This window comes from Streptomyces apricus (assembly GCF_008369065.1).
GTDB classification, from domain to species: Bacteria; Actinomycetota; Actinomycetes; order Streptomycetales; family Streptomycetaceae; genus Streptomyces; species Streptomyces apricus.
In genome coordinates this window covers 571,423-588,313 of the sequence record NZ_VDFC01000047.1, presented here as the reverse complement: position 1 = coordinate 588,313, position 16,891 = coordinate 571,423, and the positions used below count along the sequence as shown (strand labels likewise).

Annotated in this window: 13 protein-coding genes and 2 pseudogenes; 9 read left to right on the top strand and 6 right to left on the bottom strand. The window is 64.5% G+C overall.

The annotated features are described in order from the left end of the window. Window positions 1–47: 47 nt before the first annotated feature. Window positions 48–1,064, bottom strand: coding sequence for an SGNH/GDSL hydrolase family protein (locus tag FGF04_RS29050; protein WP_188114274.1), 1,017 nt, complete (start codon window positions 1,062–1,064; stop codon window positions 48–50). Window positions 1,065–1,211: 147 nt separating this feature from the next. Between FGF04_RS29050 and FGF04_RS29045 the strand changes: the two genes are divergently transcribed. Continuing rightward, entirely contained in the window at window positions 1,212–2,603 is a 1,392-nt protein-coding gene (locus FGF04_RS29045; protein ID WP_149514266.1) for a cystathionine beta-synthase, read from the top strand. A 421-nt stretch (window positions 2,604–3,024) separates the two neighbouring features. Here FGF04_RS29045 and FGF04_RS29040 read toward each other — a convergent pair whose 3' ends face one another. From FGF04_RS29040 to FGF04_RS29025, 3 genes are all read right to left on the bottom strand, one after another. Then, on the bottom strand, window positions 3,025–3,456 hold the full coding sequence (locus FGF04_RS29040) for a hypothetical protein (RefSeq protein WP_188114288.1): 432 nt from the start codon (window positions 3,454–3,456) through the stop codon (window positions 3,025–3,027). 280 nt (window positions 3,457–3,736) lie between these two features. Next, window positions 3,737–4,243, bottom strand: coding sequence for a hypothetical protein (locus FGF04_RS29035; RefSeq protein ID WP_149514264.1), 507 nt, complete (start codon window positions 4,241–4,243; stop codon window positions 3,737–3,739). Window positions 4,244–4,714: 471 nt separating this feature from the next. Beyond that, entirely contained in the window at window positions 4,715–5,782 is a 1,068-nt protein-coding gene (locus FGF04_RS29025; protein WP_188114273.1) for a nucleotidyltransferase, read from the bottom strand. An 85-nt stretch (window positions 5,783–5,867) separates the two neighbouring features. Here FGF04_RS29025 and FGF04_RS42150 point away from each other — a divergent pair, with 85 nt between their 5' ends. The 5 genes from FGF04_RS42150 (at window position 5,868) to FGF04_RS42145 (ending at window position 11,465) form a co-directional block, all read left to right on the top strand. Continuing rightward, window positions 5,868–6,176 carry a helix-turn-helix domain-containing protein gene (locus FGF04_RS42150; protein ID WP_188114272.1) on the top strand — a complete coding sequence of 103 codons (309 nt, stop codon included), beginning with the start codon at window positions 5,868–5,870 and terminating at the stop codon, window positions 6,174–6,176. After that, window positions 6,169–6,693: an ImmA/IrrE family metallo-endopeptidase gene (locus FGF04_RS29015; protein ID WP_235882545.1), complete on the top strand. Its 525-nt coding sequence runs from the start codon at window positions 6,169–6,171 to the stop codon at window positions 6,691–6,693. The genes FGF04_RS42150 and FGF04_RS29015 overlap by 8 nt, the downstream gene beginning before the upstream one ends. 254 nt (window positions 6,694–6,947) lie before the next feature. After that, the gene (locus FGF04_RS29010; protein WP_149514260.1) at window positions 6,948–9,056 is read left to right on the top strand and encodes a tetratricopeptide repeat protein; all 2,109 of its coding nucleotides are present in this window, start codon (window positions 6,948–6,950) and stop codon (window positions 9,054–9,056) included. A 1,242-nt stretch (window positions 9,057–10,298) separates the two neighbouring features. Beyond that, window positions 10,299–10,562, top strand: coding sequence for a helix-turn-helix transcriptional regulator (locus tag FGF04_RS29000; protein ID WP_149514258.1), 264 nt, complete (start codon window positions 10,299–10,301; stop codon window positions 10,560–10,562). A 159-nt stretch (window positions 10,563–10,721) separates the two neighbouring features. Further along, window positions 10,722–11,465 (top strand): DUF6083 domain-containing protein, encoded by a 744-nt coding sequence (locus FGF04_RS42145; protein WP_223146414.1) that lies wholly within the window; start codon window positions 10,722–10,724, stop codon window positions 11,463–11,465. Here FGF04_RS42145 and FGF04_RS28995 read toward each other — a convergent pair. Together FGF04_RS28995 and FGF04_RS28990 are read right to left on the bottom strand one after the other, a co-directional pair. Then, window positions 11,460–12,036 (bottom strand): annotated as a pseudogene (locus tag FGF04_RS28995) (helix-turn-helix domain-containing protein). The gene FGF04_RS42145 and the pseudogene FGF04_RS28995 sit on opposite strands and share 6 nt — an antisense overlap. Window positions 12,037–12,138: 102 nt before the next feature. Beyond that, window positions 12,139–12,524 (bottom strand): annotated as a pseudogene (locus FGF04_RS28990) (transposase family protein). A gap of 352 nt (window positions 12,525–12,876) precedes the next feature. On the opposite strand from FGF04_RS28990, the gene FGF04_RS28985 reads away from it, so the two are divergent. Genes FGF04_RS28985 through FGF04_RS28975 form a run of 3 tightly spaced genes read left to right on the top strand, consistent with a single transcriptional unit; the run spans window position 12,877 to window position 16,759 of the window. Further along, window positions 12,877–14,259, top strand: coding sequence for a hypothetical protein (locus tag FGF04_RS28985; protein ID WP_149514257.1), 1,383 nt, complete (start codon window positions 12,877–12,879; stop codon window positions 14,257–14,259). Then, the gene (locus tag FGF04_RS28980) at window positions 14,256–14,825 is read left to right on the top strand and encodes a hypothetical protein (protein WP_149514256.1); all 570 of its coding nucleotides are present in this window, start codon (window positions 14,256–14,258) and stop codon (window positions 14,823–14,825) included. The genes FGF04_RS28985 and FGF04_RS28980 overlap by 4 nt, the downstream gene beginning before the upstream one ends. Next, the gene (locus tag FGF04_RS28975; protein WP_149514255.1) at window positions 14,822–16,759 is read left to right on the top strand and encodes an AAA family ATPase; all 1,938 of its coding nucleotides are present in this window, start codon (window positions 14,822–14,824) and stop codon (window positions 16,757–16,759) included. The genes FGF04_RS28980 and FGF04_RS28975 overlap by 4 nt, the downstream gene beginning before the upstream one ends. Window positions 16,760–16,891: the final 132 nt, after the last annotated feature.

Genomic DNA, 16,891 nt, shown 5'->3' with positions numbered 1-16,891 from the left:
AACTGCGCAACGGGGGCCCGGGGGCGGAGCCCCCGAAGCGGTGACGGTCAGGCGGATGTCGGGGCCGGGTCCGACGCCGGGACGCGCCGGCGCCGGCGCCGCTTGAGGAGGGCCCAAGGCCCCCTCGGCCCGGTGGGCATCGCGGCCGCCACCTCCGTACCCGGCTCCGACGCCGCCTCCGCGGCCGCCCGGGCCACCGGCAGGAACCCCTCCCGCCGGGAGACGTCCGGCCGCTCCTCCTCCGCCGGCCACAGCCCCAGCGCCGCGCACACCGTCGGCAGCACGGCCATCGCCGCGGTCGCGTACCCCTCCGCCGAGGGGTGGTAGCTGTCCGGTCCGAACAGCTCCCGCGGGTTCGCCGCGAACTCGGGTCCCAGCAGGTCGCCGAGCGACACCGTCCGCCCGCCCTGCTCGACCGTGCCGATCGTCTGCGCCGCCGCCAGCTGCCGCGAGGCCCGCTTGGCGATCCACCGCAGGGGCTGCTGCACCGGCTCGATGGTGCCGAGGTCGGGACAGGTGCCGACGACCACCTCGGCCCCGGCGGTACGCAGCCTGCGCACCGCCGCCGACAGGTGGCGCACCGACCGCGTCGGCGGCATCCGGTGCGTCACGTCGTTCGCGCCGATCATGATCACGCAGACCTCGGGCGCCCCGTCCGGGTCGTTCAGGGCGAGCACGACCTGGCGGTCCAGGTCGTCCGACTGGGCACCGGGCAGCGCCACGTTCCGCAGCCGCACCGGCCGCTCCGCCACCGCCGCGAGCCCGGACGCGAGCAGCGCGCCCGGTGTCTGGCGGGCCCGGTGCACGCCCTGCCCCGCCGCCGTCGAGTCACCGAGCATCGTCAGGCGCAACGGTTCCTCAGGACCGGCGTACGCGTACCCGTACAGGCCGTCCGCGCTCGGCGGGTGGGGACTGTGCCCGTGGCTCACCTGCCGCTTCGCCAACTGCACCTCGGCCAGGACCAGCCCGACCGTCGCCGCGCCCAGCAGCCCGATCCCGCCGCCGCCGTACGCCGCGCCGGCCGCGATCCGCCGTGCCACCCTCGCCCTCGACAAGCTCGACATCCGAAGCCGCCACCTCCTTGTAGCCGTACACCACTTCCATGCCCCGTACAGACGGTCGGCCAATCTCGACGCGGTGTGCACGCCCAGTAGGGGGCTTAGGGTGACGGAACCACCCCGACCATTCCTTTTGCAGCTCCGGAGACAACGGTGCAATTCCACGACTCGATGATCAGTCTCGTCGGCAACACCCCGCTGGTGAGGCTCAACAGCGTGACCGCCGGCATCCAGGCGACCGTCCTCGCGAAGGTCGAGTACTTCAACCCCGGCGGCTCCGTGAAGGACCGCATCGCCCTGCGCATGATCGAGGCGGCCGAGAAGAGCGGCGCGTTGCAGCCGGGCGGCACGATCGTCGAGCCGACCAGCGGCAACACGGGTGTGGGCCTCGCCATCGTGGCCCAGACGAAGGGCTACAAGTGCATCTTCGTGTGCCCCGACAAGGTGAGCACCGACAAGATCAACGTGCTGCGCGCGTACGGTGCCGAGGTCGTCGTCTGCCCCACGGCGGTCGACCCCGAGCACCCCGACTCGTACTACAACGTCTCCGACCGGCTGGTGCGCGAGACGCCCGGCGCCTGGAAGCCCGACCAGTACTCCAACCCCGACAATCCCGCCTCGCACTATCACTCCACCGGCCCTGAACTGTGGGAGCAGACGGAGGGGCGGATCACCCACTTCGTCACGGGCGTCGGCACCGGCGGCACCATCTCCGGGACCGGGCGCTACCTGAAGGACGCCAGCGAGGGCCGGGTCCGGGTCGTGGGCGCCGACCCCGAGGGGTCCGTCTACTCCGGCGGCTCCGGGCGCCCGTACCTCGTCGAGGGCGTCGGTGAGGACTTCTGGCCGACCGCGTACGACCGCACCGTCGCGGACGAGATCGTCGCGGTCTCCGACAAGGACTCCTTCCAGATGACCCGGCGCCTGGCCAAGGAGGAGGGCCTGCTCGTCGGCGGCTCCTGCGGGATGGCCGTCGTGGCCGCGCTGCGGGTGGCCGAGCGGCTCGGCCCGGACGACGTGGTGGTCGTGCTGCTGCCCGACAGCGGCCGCGGCTACCTCAGCAAGATCTTCAACGACGAGTGGATGGCCGACTACGGCTTCCTGGAGGACGAGGGCCCCAGCGCCCGCGTCGCCGACGTGCTGAGCGACAAGGTGCACGGGGCCATCCCGTCCCTCGTCCACATGCACCCCGACGAGACCGTCGGCCAGGCCATCGAGGTCCTGCGCGAGTACGGCGTCTCGCAGATGCCCATCGTGAAGCCGGGCGCCGGCCACCCGGACGTGATGGCCGCCGAGGTGGTGGGCTCCGTGGTCGAGCGGGAGCTGCTGGACGCGCTGTTCACGCAGCGCGCCTCGCTCGGCGACCCGCTGGAGAAGCACATGTCCCCGCCGCTGCCGCAGGTCGGCTCCGGCGAGCCGGTGGGCGACCTGATGAGCGTGCTCGGCGGCGCCGACGCGGCGATCGTCCTGGTCGAGGGCAAGCCGACCGGTGTCGTCAGCCGCCAGGACCTGCTGTCCTTCCTGGCCAAGGGCGGACGGCAGTAGGACGGCGTCCGGCGGACCGCGCGCGCCGGGGACGGGCGCGCGGCCGCGGCTGAACTTCGTGGAAGTGGGCGGCCGCGGCTGAACTTCGTGGAAGTGGTACGAGCACGTCACGTCCACGCAGCACCCGCTTAACACGCGTCCGGCACATTGGTGGATGTCGGCGAGGGCGGGAGCGGCTCCCCGCCCAGGCCGACGCCAGAACGGCGTCACGGACCTCCGGAGCGGCTCCCGGACCTCCATGGACGCCAGGATGCGGAGCCCGGCCCTGACCCGGCCCGTGTCCCTCGCGGGGACCGCCGTCGTCCCGCCCCCCGGCAACGGGGGTGCGGCGGTCCCCGCGCAAGCTTCCCCCGAGGGCCCGGTACCCGGCGGTACCGGGCCCTCGGGTATCCCCTACGGGTACGGCGTCACCGCCGAGGTCTCACCAGTCCGAGTCGGAGCCCGACGTGTCGCGTCCGCGCTTCCGGCCGAAGAGGTTCGGCGAGAAGCGCGCGGCCTGGACCACGTTGACCCCCACGATGCCCGCCCAGGCGACCAGGAGGCCGGGCAGGTCGGCGACCCCGCCGCCGATCGCGGACAGGGGGACCGCGAGGACGAGGGAGACGATCCCGAATCCGAAGCGTTCGCCCCAGGAGTCCGAGGACCCCTTCGGGGAGCGCGCGTCGCGGGCCGCCACCATCTGCTGTTCCGCGAGCTGGCGCCGCACCTGGCGGTCGACCGCGCCGTCCAGGCGCTGCCCGACCTTCTCCAGGAACGAGTCGACCAGCGCGGACTCGTACTCCTCGCCCAGCTCCTTGCGGATGTGCAGGGTGGCGTCGAGTTCCTTCTTGAGTTCGGCGTCGCGGGCTTCCATACCGGTCATGGGCTCCACGGTAGGGAGCCGGGACGGGCTTGGCACGGGGGTTAGCCCCCCAGTCCGCGCTGGGCCGTTCCCCACCCGGACCGGGTCGCGGCCCCTGAGAGCCGCCGCCAGAAATGAGAGTTGACAAGGGTGCCGACCTGCGCACTATCACTTTCACAGGCATCGAAGTAGCTTGGGCTTGTGGAGTTGTAAATGAGAGTGGGCCTGACCAGCACTTATCGAGTGACAGCAGCCTCGGCATAACGATCGGCGCCGTGATCGCCCTCTGCGATCAGAGCTGACGGCGCATCATGTCGATACAGATGGCGCGGGCGGCGGTTGATCGATCCCGTGGATATGGAGTGCCCAGGTTCATTCCACTGTCAGTGGCGAGCAGCGGCTGTTGCCAGGCGAGACTCATCTGCGCACCTGCCTCGGCTCGTGCCGTTGCAACAAGGGTTGCGTAGGGGGCCGCGACGGCCGATGCCTCGATCTGGAGCCATGCCTGGTGGAAAGCCATGCGAGCGAGGAGACCACTGACCTCGTCGGTGAGCTGTTGTCGTACGGCGGAGGAGGACTCAGGACGGCGCCGTATGCGGTACGGCATCTCCAGGTACTCCTCGACCACCGTCAGCGCTTCGGCGAACGTCCTCGCCCGGCGCTCCTTTCGCACAGCCCTCTGGTTGAGGGCGTACGTGAGGAAGGCGCCGAAGAGGGCGACGAATGGGACGATCAGTGCGGCTGTCTCAGCCCAGGTCCAGCCGCGGTTCGTCGCTTGTGCCGCCGCGATGATCGCCACGCACCACTCTCCGGCATGCCGTGAGGAGCGTCCTCAATCAGCCACTGACCGCTGGACTCACCGCCGGTGAGTCGCCAGTAGTGTTCGAGGAACAAGTGTGTGCGGACAATCTCGATGAGGTCCAGAAGCCCTCTGGAACTCGTCCAGCGTCGTTCTGCCGGGTCCAGCGGGTACCAGAGGCAGAGGGCGTCGTCAGGTAGGTGCCGGTGCTTCGATGAGGCTCCGGGCTTGGCGTGGACGCGCGGGAAGTCCTCTGGCTTCTGGCCGTAGGTGGGGTAGGGCGGATCTGCGTAGAAGCGGATCCGGACATCGATGGCGTCGGATTCACCAGTGACGTCGAGCCCGGTGAGGTCGTACGTCAGTGAGCCGCGGCGGTACCTGTGGCGGAGGGCGTCACCGAAGTGCCGCCGGGCATCCCGTTCGAGCGGGGCCCACCAGGCCGGCCGGACCCCGTACCAGACCGGCATGGCGTCAGCCTCCCCACGCCCGGGTCGGGGTCGAAGCGGGCAGCTTGGTGGCGAGCCCGAGTCCGGTGAGGGATGTCCCGCCCGAGCGAACGGTCGTCACCAGGCGGTGTGCTTCTTCCTCCGTTGCGTTCACGTCCGGTACAAGTTCCGGGAGGACCTGGTGCAGGGCGTACTGCGCGCTGAGCGGGCGTCCGGCCTTCTCGTGTTCGATCGCCAGATTGATGTACTTCCGCGCGGTGCAGAGTCGCTTGTGCACCTCGCTTCGCGGCATGTTGAGCGGGATTGGGCCGGCCACCTTGGCCGGGTCGGGCGTCGGGCCCTTGTCGATCTCGTCCGCTGCGTAGGCGAAGAAGGTCTGCAGCGCGTTGATCAGCGGCATGGGCTCGTCGAGGCAATCGAGGCAGAGGGCCTTGATGTTCCAGGAGCACATCGGCTTGCTGTGGGTGCCATTCCAGTGCTTCAGCAGCCGGACGGTGCGTGCGAAGACGATCTCAGTGTCCTCGATGGCCTGGAGCACCATCTGCGTGTGGGTGATCGGGTCGGCGCGGTCCCACTGAGCCGCGATCTTGGTGTTGGGGATGTACAGCCCGCGTCCCGAGGGGTGCGGGAGCGCGGTCATGACGTCCGCCGTGAAGTCGGACTGTTCTGCAGTAACCGGGTCGCCGAAGCGTACGAGAACGGCGCGGCGGCGGCCGGCGACCTCGATGGTGAGGTTCGGGAACTCGCCGTCCAGGTCCTTGTGGATGGCATCGCGGGCGATCTCCATCAGGGGCAGAGCGCTCTTCTTGCCGGGGCCGTACGGCTCGGCGTCCTTCTTTGTGAGGACGGCGCCGAGGTCGACGTCGGTCAGGGGAGTGTTGGCGTCGCCGTGCGCGACGCTTCCGTTGAAGTAGGTGGTGGAGCCGGGGAAAGCCCGGCGCATGGATACCGCCAGAAGCTGGCGGCGTCGCTTGGCCTCGGCGAGTTCCTCGTCGGTCACCTGGATCTTGCGGCGTCCTGCGTCGAGGAGTTGCGCAAGGGATTCTTTTCGGACCATTGGTACCTCTCTGCACTCAGGCCCCTCAGATTCCAATCTAGCAAACCATAGCGACTCCACTTTAAGCAACAGTGTTTGTGAGACTGGAAATCGGGCTGTGAGTGCGAGAGGATGCGAACAGATGAACGGGTTCTATGAGGCGTTCGGGGATCGAGTCCGGAAGGCACGTGCTGCTCTAGGGATGAATCAGCAGGAGTTGGGGAGTGCCGTAGGGCTGAATCGCACATCGATCAGCAACATTGAGAAGGGGCGTCAGAGGGTCGCGTTGCACATGCTCTTCGAGTTCGCTGACGTGCTCCGGGTGGAACCTGAGTCGCTCCTGCCGGCCCCCGGTGGACGCTCGGACGTCTTGGACGAGTTGCCGGAAGATGCGCGTGGTTGGGCGCAGAGCGTACTGGCCAAGGCGCAGAAGGAGGCAGGGCGTGGCTAAGCGGGCAGAGCAAGCTGCCAGTCGCCTCCTCGCGGAGGCGGGTGAGACCGCGGCTCCGGTGAATGTGGAGAGACTGGCTGCTCACCTGGGTGTCGTGATCTCCCGGAGTGCATTCCGGGACGGGGACGTCTCAGGGATGCTCGTACGCCAGGACGGTCAGTCTCCAGTAGTTGGTGTCAATGACGCGCACTCCTCTCGTCGCCAGCGGTTCACGATCGGTCATGAGTTCGGGCACCTGCTTTTGCATCCAGGGCGCGAAGTCGTGCTGGATCGACCTGTCCGGGTGAACCTCCGGGACAAGACCTCCAGCATGGCCACCGACCGCGAGGAGATCGAAGCGAACGCCTTCGCTGCCGGTCTGCTGATGCCTGCCGATCTCGTCCGATCGGAATTGCAGCAACTTCCCGCAGTAGTCCGACAAGACCCGGACGGCTGCGCTGTCGCGCTGGCCGCACTCTTTGAGGTCAGTGCTTCGGCGATGGGCTTCCGCTTGATCAATCTCGGCCTCATCAGCTGACTCCTGACTGGAGTCGCCTTGCCTGGTATCTTGCTTTGCTGCTTCCCTTGCCATCCGGGACAGAGGGGATGGTATATCTTCCAGCGGGGGTGGTTCACGTAGGTGCAGAGCCTGTCAAGAAGAGGCGGGATGACTTCACCAAACCAGTCAAGGATTTGCTCGCTGCAAGGGTGGCCTTCAGATGCAGCAATCCTGATTGTCGGGCTGTGACATCAGGCCCCAAGCTCCAGGAGAGCGGAGCTGTCAATCTTGGTGTGGCCGCTCATATCACTGCAGCCAGTCCGGGCGGGCCCCGATACGATGCTGCTCTCACTCCAGCCGAACGCTCCGCTCAGAGCAACGGAATCTGGCTATGCCAGAACTGTGGCAAGCTCATCGATAGTGACGTTGCGCGCTATTCCGAGGAAACCCTTCGCCAATGGAAGGGTGAGGCTGAGCAGCGCGCATTGAAAATGCTTCAAAACAGCGACGATGTCAGTGACGCTCTCGTGCTCGCCCTCCCGCAGCTTGATTCATTCGATTCTCTGCTCACTTTCGCCAGTACTGCTGTCGGGCGGATCGGGCGTGAAGGTGAAATCGAAGAGCTGAAATCTTTCCTGAGGGCGGATGCGGATTTCGCATGGTGGATCTGGACAGGCTCTGCCGGCAGCGGCAAGAGTCGGCTGGCTCTAGAACTCTGCCGCACGGTCACTGGGGAATGGCACGCTGGATTGCTACGTGAGGGAAATCAAACCGCCTTGGGGGGCCTCCAGCCCACCAGGCCGACCCTCATCGTCGTTGACTACGCGGCGCAGCGCGGAGAGTGGCTAGCGGACGCGCTCCTCCACTTGAGTCAACGGAACCTGTGCGCTCCCGTACGCGTGTTGATCTTGGAGCGTAGGGCGCAGGGTCCATGGTGGGACTCCCTGCAACGAGTTCATCGCATGGAGGAGTCCTTCCAGATCCAGGCATGTTCTTATGGGCTTCCGCGCGAGTTGGAAGGCCTTTCGCGATCTGAAAGCCGCAGGCTGATCGAAGCCGTCGCGAAACGGGCCGGGGTCGAGTTGACGTCTACGAACGTTGAGGACATTGCCGATCACGCAGCGAAGATGGACCCCGAGGGCCGTCCGCTGTTCGTTCTTGTCGCCGTGCTGGACTGGCTCGACGGCAACGGCATCAGCGCTGACCGAGACGGGGCGCTGCGGCGTCTGGTGGCGCGCATGGACGGTCAGGCCGTGCAGGCGGCAGGTTCCCCGCAAATCCGTTTGATGCGCAACGTCCGAACCATCGCAACAGCGCTGGGGGGTCTTTCGGCTGACGACTACGCCCAGTTGGTGCGCATGCTCACGCCCCCTGCGGGGTTGTTGCCTGACGTCTACAGCGACTTCCACCTGGTCCCCCTCGACGACCTCCTCGATGGCGTCCGCCCCGACATCCTGGGTGAGTTGTATGTTCTCGACCAACTGACGGCTATTGGGGCCGGACGCATTGCAGTCATGGCACTACTCAAGATGGCGTGGCAGACGAACCAGGGGGCATACCGGGCGTTCGTGGAACGAGCTGCAGGGGATCATAGAGAACACGACTGCCTCGTCGACCTCCTCGATGTAAGTGACTGGTCGGCGTCGGAGGCTTGCGCGCGCATGGCAGTGGACGTCATCCCGCTCCTCCAGCGAAATGATCACCCCGTGCTGGACTGGGTCTTCTCCCGACTCGCCTCCGTGCGGCAGAACACCACCAACGAGACGATGGACGAGCTCACCGTCGTTGCTCACTTCCGGCGCGCGACACTCGTCCTCCATGAGGGAGACGCGCGCCGTGCCAACCGCCTATACGCGGACGCACTTGCCATCTGCGCTACGGACTGGCCGGTACGTTCAGACATTCTGAACAACCGCGGCGTCACGTGGATGTATTTGGGGGATCAGCACGCGGCGCAGAACGATTTCTCCACAGTGGTCGAAAGCTCCACTGCGACGGACGAGCGACGCGCTTGCGCACTCAACAACCGGGCCGACATATTTGACAGTTACGGCGACACCAGTTCTGCCATCCGGGACCGCACAGCGGTACTTGCACTTGCAGAGACGACGTACAATCGACGCTTCATCGCGCACATTCGACGAGCGCGTACGTTGTGGAATTTAGGAGACCTGGATGGCGCCTACCAGGACATTGATTCGATCCTGGGTGCCCCTGACATTGTGACGGAGCAGAAGATGTCAGCTCGATTGCAGCGTGCAGAGTGGTTGATTGAAACAGGCCTGGCAGTCCGTGCCATTTCTGAACTGGAATTCGTGTGTTCTTCGGAGCGAAACTTCGATTCCGTTGAAGGCAGGGCTAAGGAGCTTTTGTCCCATCTGTTGGAGAACTTGCCGAAGTGACGAAATGACGATGTCTCCCTGACTTTGGAGTCTAATCATTCTGGCATGGCTCTAAACCTGCACCTTGAAAGGGTGCTGCCAGCGCCCAGTGCAGATCTTCGAGGTTTCTCCCTGTGTCCCATGAACTTACGACTTCCTTCATTGCTAATGATTCCATTGCGGAAATGAATGTGATGACAGAAAGCCCACATTCTCGGGCCAGTTGCTCTACTTCGGCTGTCCCATGCGTGCTGCCCGGAGCAGAGTGAGCCGCAAGGCACAGGGTTACGAGACGCGGTGAAGGTGTGAAATCGGCGCGGATGGAGCATGTGAGGCGCAGTGCCCAGTCGGCGGCGCGCAGCCGGTCGGGGCGCGCCGGGTGCTGGGAGAGCAAACCCCTGTCGAGTAGTTGCACCACCATCATGCGACGGTCGGTCGGTGGAGTGTGAGGGAGTGCGCGTAGCCACCGTGCCTGAGCGAGCTCCAACCATGAATCCGATGCCGCTCCTAAGCGGAGGCTGCGCAGCAGCCCGTAGGGCAAACGCACCTCAGCCGAATCATTCATGCGCAGTGCGCACTGCAACGCGATCAGTCGGGCAGCAGCTCCCGTGTTCGCCGGTAGGGTCGCGGCCAGGTAGCTGAATATCTCTCGTACGCGGGACTGGCTGTCAGGCTCTTTGGGGCGGCGTGGTCTGCGTCGAACGTTCGTACGACCGGTAGGCAGTGTCGTTGCGGCCAGGATCGTGTCAGGGACAACGGCGGCTTCCGGAGTGGCGGCGGCGCATGCCGCACATGCGTCAGTCAGACGCCACAGGCGTCCACCACGCTCGCGCGCGAGTAGGAGTCGGATGGGGCCGTGGCATCCCCGGTGGCGGCGGTGCCAGCAGCAACCCCGCTCCTGGCACTGACACGTCCGCAGGTGGACCGGGAGCGGAGTTCCGCGGGCATGTTTGGCCAAGTGGGCCATGAGTTCGGCCCGGGCCGAGGAGCCGCTGACCGGTCGGCCACTATGGACGCAGTGTTGGCACACGAGGACCGAACCGCCAGGCTGCGGGCGCAGTTCCACTGTCCAGGTGCGTTGCACTCTGGAGTGGGCGAAGTGGAGCCTCATGGGGCGTGCGCTCCTCATGTTGTTTCCCCGGCGGGCTGGGATCGGGCGCACACGGTAGTGCAGACTCCTGCCCTTTGCTGAGCTGTCGATGGGCGAAAGTAGGGCAGAGGTCTGCACTGACAGGGCAGGTCTCTGCACCGTCGGATGGTCTGGTGACGATCTTCCCGCCCGATCCAGACTTCGACGCTCTGCGTCTGGAGCTTGCTCGGCTGCGTGCGGCGCGGGGATGGACGTACGACGAGCTGGCCGCCCGCAGTGGCTTGGCCAGAAGGACTCTGATCGAGATTGAGCAAGGTCGCACGATCGGCACTCTCAAGACGTGGCATGCCCTGGCTCACGCGCTCAGCACTCCCCTCGACGAACTCTTCGGGGCTCTTTGCCGCGGGCACGAACCTCCCCTGCGGCCGAGCGGCTGACGGGTTGTGAGATCCGAGTGGTGAATCACCCGATCAGGCGGCCGGAGGTGAATGCCTGAGCGAGGGTTCGAATGAGTGTCGCCCTATGTGGGGCCGTTCGGTGGACGTCGTCGGCCTGGACGTCTCCTGTGCGGCGTGTTGCCTGGCACCTTCGTGCGCATGCACTCCTCACCTGCACGCCGGCATTGGGACCGAAGTCCTGTTCAGACCCACCCGCGCCGGTCATTGTGTGTCGAACCCGACAGCCCCACCCGGCTTCTTCGCTGTGCTCAACGTGACCGTTGCCGTGAGTGCGGCAATCCGGTCGAGTGGTACCCCCGAGTCCGTGACCGGCCTGTCCGCCTGCACCCGAGGGAACTGCTGTCGGCCGAGGTGCCTGCTGCCCACCGCTGGCATGTCAGCTCCGGCCTAGCGCATTCCGCTGGAGACGGCACCGCATGGTGCCGACTAGTGCACGCCGTCGTCTGCCCAGCTCGTGATTCCGCCTCAGTGCTCGCTCCCGCACTGGCGAAGCTGCGCCGTGCGTTGGCTGTGAACACGCGTCGTCTAACGGACGCCGGTGCTTTCGTCTTGACTTCAGACTCGGACCGGCCTGTCGAGCGGCAGGACGTATGCCGACCAGCCAGGCCCATCATCCAGATCCTGTACATCCGCTATCTCGCGGCACGTCCCGTGGACGAGATCCGGTGTGTCGCCCAGAAACGGAATCGCGGCCGTTGCACTTCCAGGATGATCTCTCCGGACAGTCCGGCGGGCATCTGGACCCTGGCCCCAGCGACAGCCTCCCAAGGTCAACTAGCCCTTCCATCCGAGACGATGGCCCTGTACGACCTCTCTAAAGGCTGTTGCATAAGGCCGCGTTTGGGCAGGTCAGGGCCCGTGATGACAGTCTTCTGGTCATGATGCGAGGGCGAGGTTGTGCATGTGGGCGACGGCCTGGACGGCGTGGTGGAGGCCGTTGCCGTGTTGCCGGCAGTCGCGGAGAATCTTGTAGTTCTTCATGCGGCCGATCACGTGCTCGACCCGGGCACGGACCTTGCGGTGGGCGGCGTTGTCCGCTTCCTCGCCCGGCAGCAGGGCCCGTCGAGAACCGGTAGTTGCGGCTGGAGGCTCCGACCTTGCGGTCGCGGACCGGGATCAGTGTGCCGTCCACGATCCACAACCGGTCCGCCGCATCGGTCGGGCGGGCCACGGGCTCCACCGCGAGCAGCGGACCCAGCTTCTGGATTACCCGGCACACGGTCGAGGACGAGACGCCGAAGAGCGGCCCGAGCTGTCGCATGGTCAGGTTCGTGCGGTAGTAGACAGACACGATCAGGACCCGCTCGGCCAGCGGCACAGCCCATGGCCTGCCCTGCAGGGTGCCGTTGCCACCCCGCTCCCGCACCGCCTTCAGCAACCGCCCGAACTGTTGCCACCGCAGCCCCGTGAACGTCTCCACCCACACGCGTTCAGCCCTCAGCACCCCAGCCATACACCGGAGATGCCCAGTTCACGGCCTTATGCAACACCCTTTAGAGGGTGTTGCATAAGGCCGCGTTTGGGCAGGTCAGGACCCGTGATGACAGTCTTCTGGTCATGATGCGAGGGCGAGGTTGTGCATGTGGGCGACGGCCTGGACGGCGTGGTGGAGGCCGTCGCCGTGTTGGCGGCAGTCGCGGAGGATCTTGTAGTTCTTCATGCGGCCGATGACATGTTCCACCCGGGCCCGCACCGTGCGGTGGTCCGCGTTGTCGGCCTCCTGGCCTGGCAGCAGCGCGCGTGCAGCGTCAGGTTGGTCCGCCAGTACGCGGCGACCAGCAGGACCCGGTCCTCCAGCGGCAGGCTCCACGGCCGTCCCTTGCGCACCGGGTCCGCCCCCTCCCGCCGCAACGCGGTGATCAGCTTGCCGAACTGGCGCGGGCTCAGGCCGGTGAACGGGCCTATCCAGGAGGGCTCCGACGCCGTGATCACACCAGACACAGCAAGATTATCTCACCCGTGACCGGCAGTTACGGGACAACCCTTAGGCGCCAAGCCAGGCAACGGCCCGTGGCACCGCTATTTCAACCGGAGACAAAGATCATTTCGTGCTCGTACGCAGGCACGAGATGCCTTCTGCGCATCATGGGCGCTGCTACCGCATGTGCTTCCTTGCTACGCAAGCAACGGTGTCGACTCTCTACCGCTTGAGACGCCTTCCAGCATGTGCACGGGGCGGTCGGTCGGTGGCCCACGGTTCGGAAACCTTAGGCACGAATCCTGCAGGTGCAGTGTTCCTCCTTCTTGACCGTCCTGCCGTCTATCACGCAAAGTTACGCATACATTCCAGGGGGTGTCATTGGACTCGAACGTAACAGGTCCTACTGCTGTTGAGCTGTTTTGGAAGGTGCCGCAACCCGATGACGCAGGTGCCCAGACGGCTGACCGGTTCGACTGGCAGGCGGCGATGGCGACGGGTGACGGACTGGCCTTGTACGAGAAAGCTCTCGACAGCAGTGGTCATCTCCCTGAGGGAAACGACTGTCGTATCGTCTGCGAGCGACACGAGGATTGGGCATTGGTCGTCGGTGACGCCGTCGAGCTGGTCTCTGCTAAGCACCGGGACTCCTCGTACGGCGCCTACACAACGGTGAACCAATTGGCAGGCGACGGTGGTGTTGCCCATCTGTTCAATAGATGGCACGCCCTGGATGAAAAGCCGACCTGCCGACTGGTGACCACTCCGGGACTTGCCGATAGCGCACGTGACCTTGCCAATGCCATACAAGGCCTGCGTCAGCTCCGTTTGGCTGAGCTACCACTCGCCATTGCAGAGAAGCACCGTAAGCCAATCGCTGACTTGTGCAGGTCTATACGTCAGCACAGCAAGCCTAAGAGTCTGCCTGCAGCATGGGTGCAAAATTCTGATCCGCACAACCCTACAGAGGCAGAGCAAGAACAGTCCGCCCGTTTCTTGTCCATGCTGGATATCGAGCACACCAGTCTTCCGCGCGATTTCGCCCCCTACGCCGCTGCCAACATGTACGCGAAACCTCTGCTTGAACGACTTGGCGTCGATGTTCCTCCGGACGCCATCTGGCAAGCGACCCACGACCTTATGCGCGTCCGGATGAGAGCAGCCGGTCCTGTGCCCAGAGGCAAGCTGCCAGCCGTTCTTGCATACACCCCTGGCGCATCGCTGCCCACCATTGCCGACCTTGAACGCGCCGACATCAGCCGCATCGTCACCATGCTGGACATCGACATCGTAGTCAAAACAGCCATTGCTCACCCTGGCGGCTTCCGCCCCCTGATCCGAAAGCCGCGACTCAGCCGCCTAGCCGTCAAGATGGCAGCCGGACATTGCACAGACAATAGTGTCGAACGTGCCGAAGAGCTACGCCGCGAATACCTGGACTACTGGCGGCAGAGGCTCAGCGGCGACCCGGCTGCGCGTGTCGAGCAAGCCCGGCTCCGACGCCGTCTGCACCGCATCAGCGACGAAGCCACCACCGCAACGTCCACAGCGGCTCTCCAGGGAAGAGCCCTGTGGGGAGAAGTGCAGAGCCGCTTGGAAGAATTTCCGGAAAGTGACATTCCTGCGGGAATGGACAGCGATCTGCTGCTCGGAGGTGTCTGCGACCTCACCAGCGAGTGCAAGGTGTGGTTCAGTGAGCGCTTCGACGTCGAAACGGAAATCAGCCGCCTGCGAGACGAGCGAGGGCAGGCATCATGAACCGCTACGACGCTCTCGAACGAGCGCTCCTACGTGAGGACCTGGCCTACCACCAAGCCCGGGTTCTACTGCTGGTGACTGCCGTCGCCTCAACCCCTGGGCATCAGAGCAAGCTCGACGGCCTCACCAAACTCGCGAAGCTCGACTTCCTCGTCCGCTACCCGGCCCTCGCACCGCAAGTGCTGGAAGATCTTCAGCCCGCAGATGCGCGTCTTCACCTCACGCCGGCCGACAACGCCGATCCCACCGACGTAGAAGCGCCTATGACGCGATACAAGTACGGACCCTGGGACGACAAGTACTACGCAGTCATCGGAGCCCTTGTCGGACGCGGTCTTCTTGCCTACCGTCGCGGTCGGCAAGGCAGCGTTGCCCTGGCCCCCACCCCAGCAGGTAAGCGCCTCACGCGGGACATGAGCACCAGCGATGAATGGGCGCCCATCAATGACCGATGTCACGCCGTCGCCGAAGCATCGGCGGGGCTCACAGGAAATGCCGTGAAAGAACGCATCTACCAGCGGCTGGCTACGCTGATGGACCGACCGCACCGGCAGGTGATCCGATGACCACTCGTTTTCGCCTCAATGCAGTGACGCTCACCACCACAGAAGGCACAGTTGAATACGACTTCAACTCCGATCTCACCGTACTGGCCGGACCAACGGGCGTCGGCAAAACTACTTTGTTCGAATTGATTAAGTTTGGTTTCGGAGGCGATGCGAGACTTGCCACTGTTGCCCAGGAATACGTCACCGACGTCACCGTCGACGTCACTATCGGCACCATGCGCTTGCGTATTGCGCGGAGCCTCGACTCTGTCAAACGCAAGAAGGCACGAGTGATCGACCTTGCGGCACAAGAACGCCTTCCCGACCACTACGTCGGTCAAGCTCAGCCCAGCCTCAATACATTGCTGCTTACCGCGCTGGGCTTCCCTGACGACATGAAGGCCGCCGCCTCCGGGCAGAGCGTCAAAGCTGGAACCAGGATTTCGTTCGCCCATATTTTCTCCTTCCTCTACATCCCGCAGTACGAGATCAACCGCGACATCGCGGGAAGTCAGCAAAGCTACGTGGAACCCACACGTAAAGCCGTCTTCGAGCTGATGTTCGGCTTGACGGACTCCGTCCTTCTCGACATGCGGTCCAAGAGCAACCTACTAAAAGGGGAAATCGCTACGGAGAACGCTCAGTTGGCAACGGTTCTGCAGTTCCTGCGTGACAGCGATACCACTCAGCGGATCGAGGCTGAACAGGCCCTTGAGCAGGCAATTGCTACACAGCAGTATGCCGATAATGAGCGGTCCTTGCTGAGGGACGAGATTGACCCTGTGGTCGACAGGCATACACAAGTGATGCGTGACCTTCTGACTGAATCCGAGCGTAACCTCGCAGATGCGCGTGCCGCTGTAAAGGAATTCCAGAGGCAGAGAGCGCAGTCGGTGCAGGAACGTCAACGGGTCCAGGCGGACCTGGACCGGCTCGGCAGAATGCGAGACGCAGGTGAGCGGCTCGCCGATATCGAATTCGCTTTCTGCCCCAGGTGTATGCAATCCCTGGCCGGCCGGGAGGTCCCGGCAGAAACCTGCCGGGTCTGCCTCCAGCCGGACCCAGTCGAAGTGACTGATGAGGCTGACGGCTATGAAGTGCGCCAGTTGACCAACCAGTTGGAGGAGATGGACGACCAGTTGGCGTTGCTGACGCAGGAGCTTGAACTAGCTGGCGCAGCCATTACACAGCGAGAAGAACTGGTCAAGAAGCTTACCGTCGAACTCGATACTCGAACGAGTGACCGCGTCACTCCCCGGCTTCAAGCCTACAGTGACGCCACAGAGCGCCTGGCCACTGCACGCGCCCAACAGGAGCAGCTAGAAGCAGTCCTGCGTCAGTGGGACCGGGTAGCCGACCTAGAGAGCGCAGTGCAGCAGTTGCGGACCCAGCAGGAGCGCCTGCAACTGAACATCGACCAGGCCGCACAGCGGCTGGCGGCACGCAAAGAAGAACTACTAGATGACATTTCCGAGGAGTTCGAAAGCGCGGTCACTACGCTCGGAATCCCTGGCGTCCAGAATGCGGAAATCCATCGCACGAACTACCTTCCCGTCCTCAATGGAGAAATCTTCCATGAGTTCATGCCGCCGGGCGGAGGTATGATGACAGCAACTCAACTCGCTTACTGGACCTCGCTGCTGGCAGTGGCAATGAGAGAACGAGACGTCCCCTACCCTGCCTTTCTCCTCATCGATACACCACGCCTGGCCCTCAATACGCCCGATGACGACCTTGCGGCAGCCCTGTACAGGAGGCTTGTAACCCTGGCTGACGCAAACCCTGGAAAAGTGCAGTTCATTATCGCGGACAACAATCTTCCTGCCGAATACCGCAGCCACTATGAGGAAATCGATTTCGACTACGACACGCCGACGGTTTCAACAATCCGACACCCGGGCCGATCGCACGTAAAGACGATTGGTGGCACTCAGGGGGCCGCGTCTCAGTAGACTCACCAGAAGGTGCTGATCATAGGAGAAATCTCGCTGCATTTAGCGCAGAAGAGATGCAGCCGTGCAGCGCGATCGGGCAATCGATGGATATGGAGCTATTAATCCCGCCTGAATATTTTGATCATCCTT

Coding starts and splice junctions, on each gene's coding strand:
- FGF04_RS29050 (WP_188114274.1), bottom strand. CDS start 1,064: ATGTCGAGCTTGTCGAGGGCGAGGGTGGCACGGCGGATCGCGGCCGGC.
- FGF04_RS29040 (WP_188114288.1), bottom strand. CDS start 3,456: ATGGAAGCCCGCGACGCCGAACTCAAGAAGGAACTCGACGCCACCCTG.
- FGF04_RS42150 (WP_188114272.1), top strand. CDS start 5,868: ATGAACGGGTTCTATGAGGCGTTCGGGGATCGAGTCCGGAAGGCACGT.
- FGF04_RS42145 (WP_223146414.1), top strand. CDS start 10,722: ATGCACTCCTCACCTGCACGCCGGCATTGGGACCGAAGTCCTGTTCAG.
- FGF04_RS28980 (WP_149514256.1), top strand. CDS start 14,256: ATGAACCGCTACGACGCTCTCGAACGAGCGCTCCTACGTGAGGACCTG.
- FGF04_RS28975 (WP_149514255.1), top strand. CDS start 14,822: ATGACCACTCGTTTTCGCCTCAATGCAGTGACGCTCACCACCACAGAA.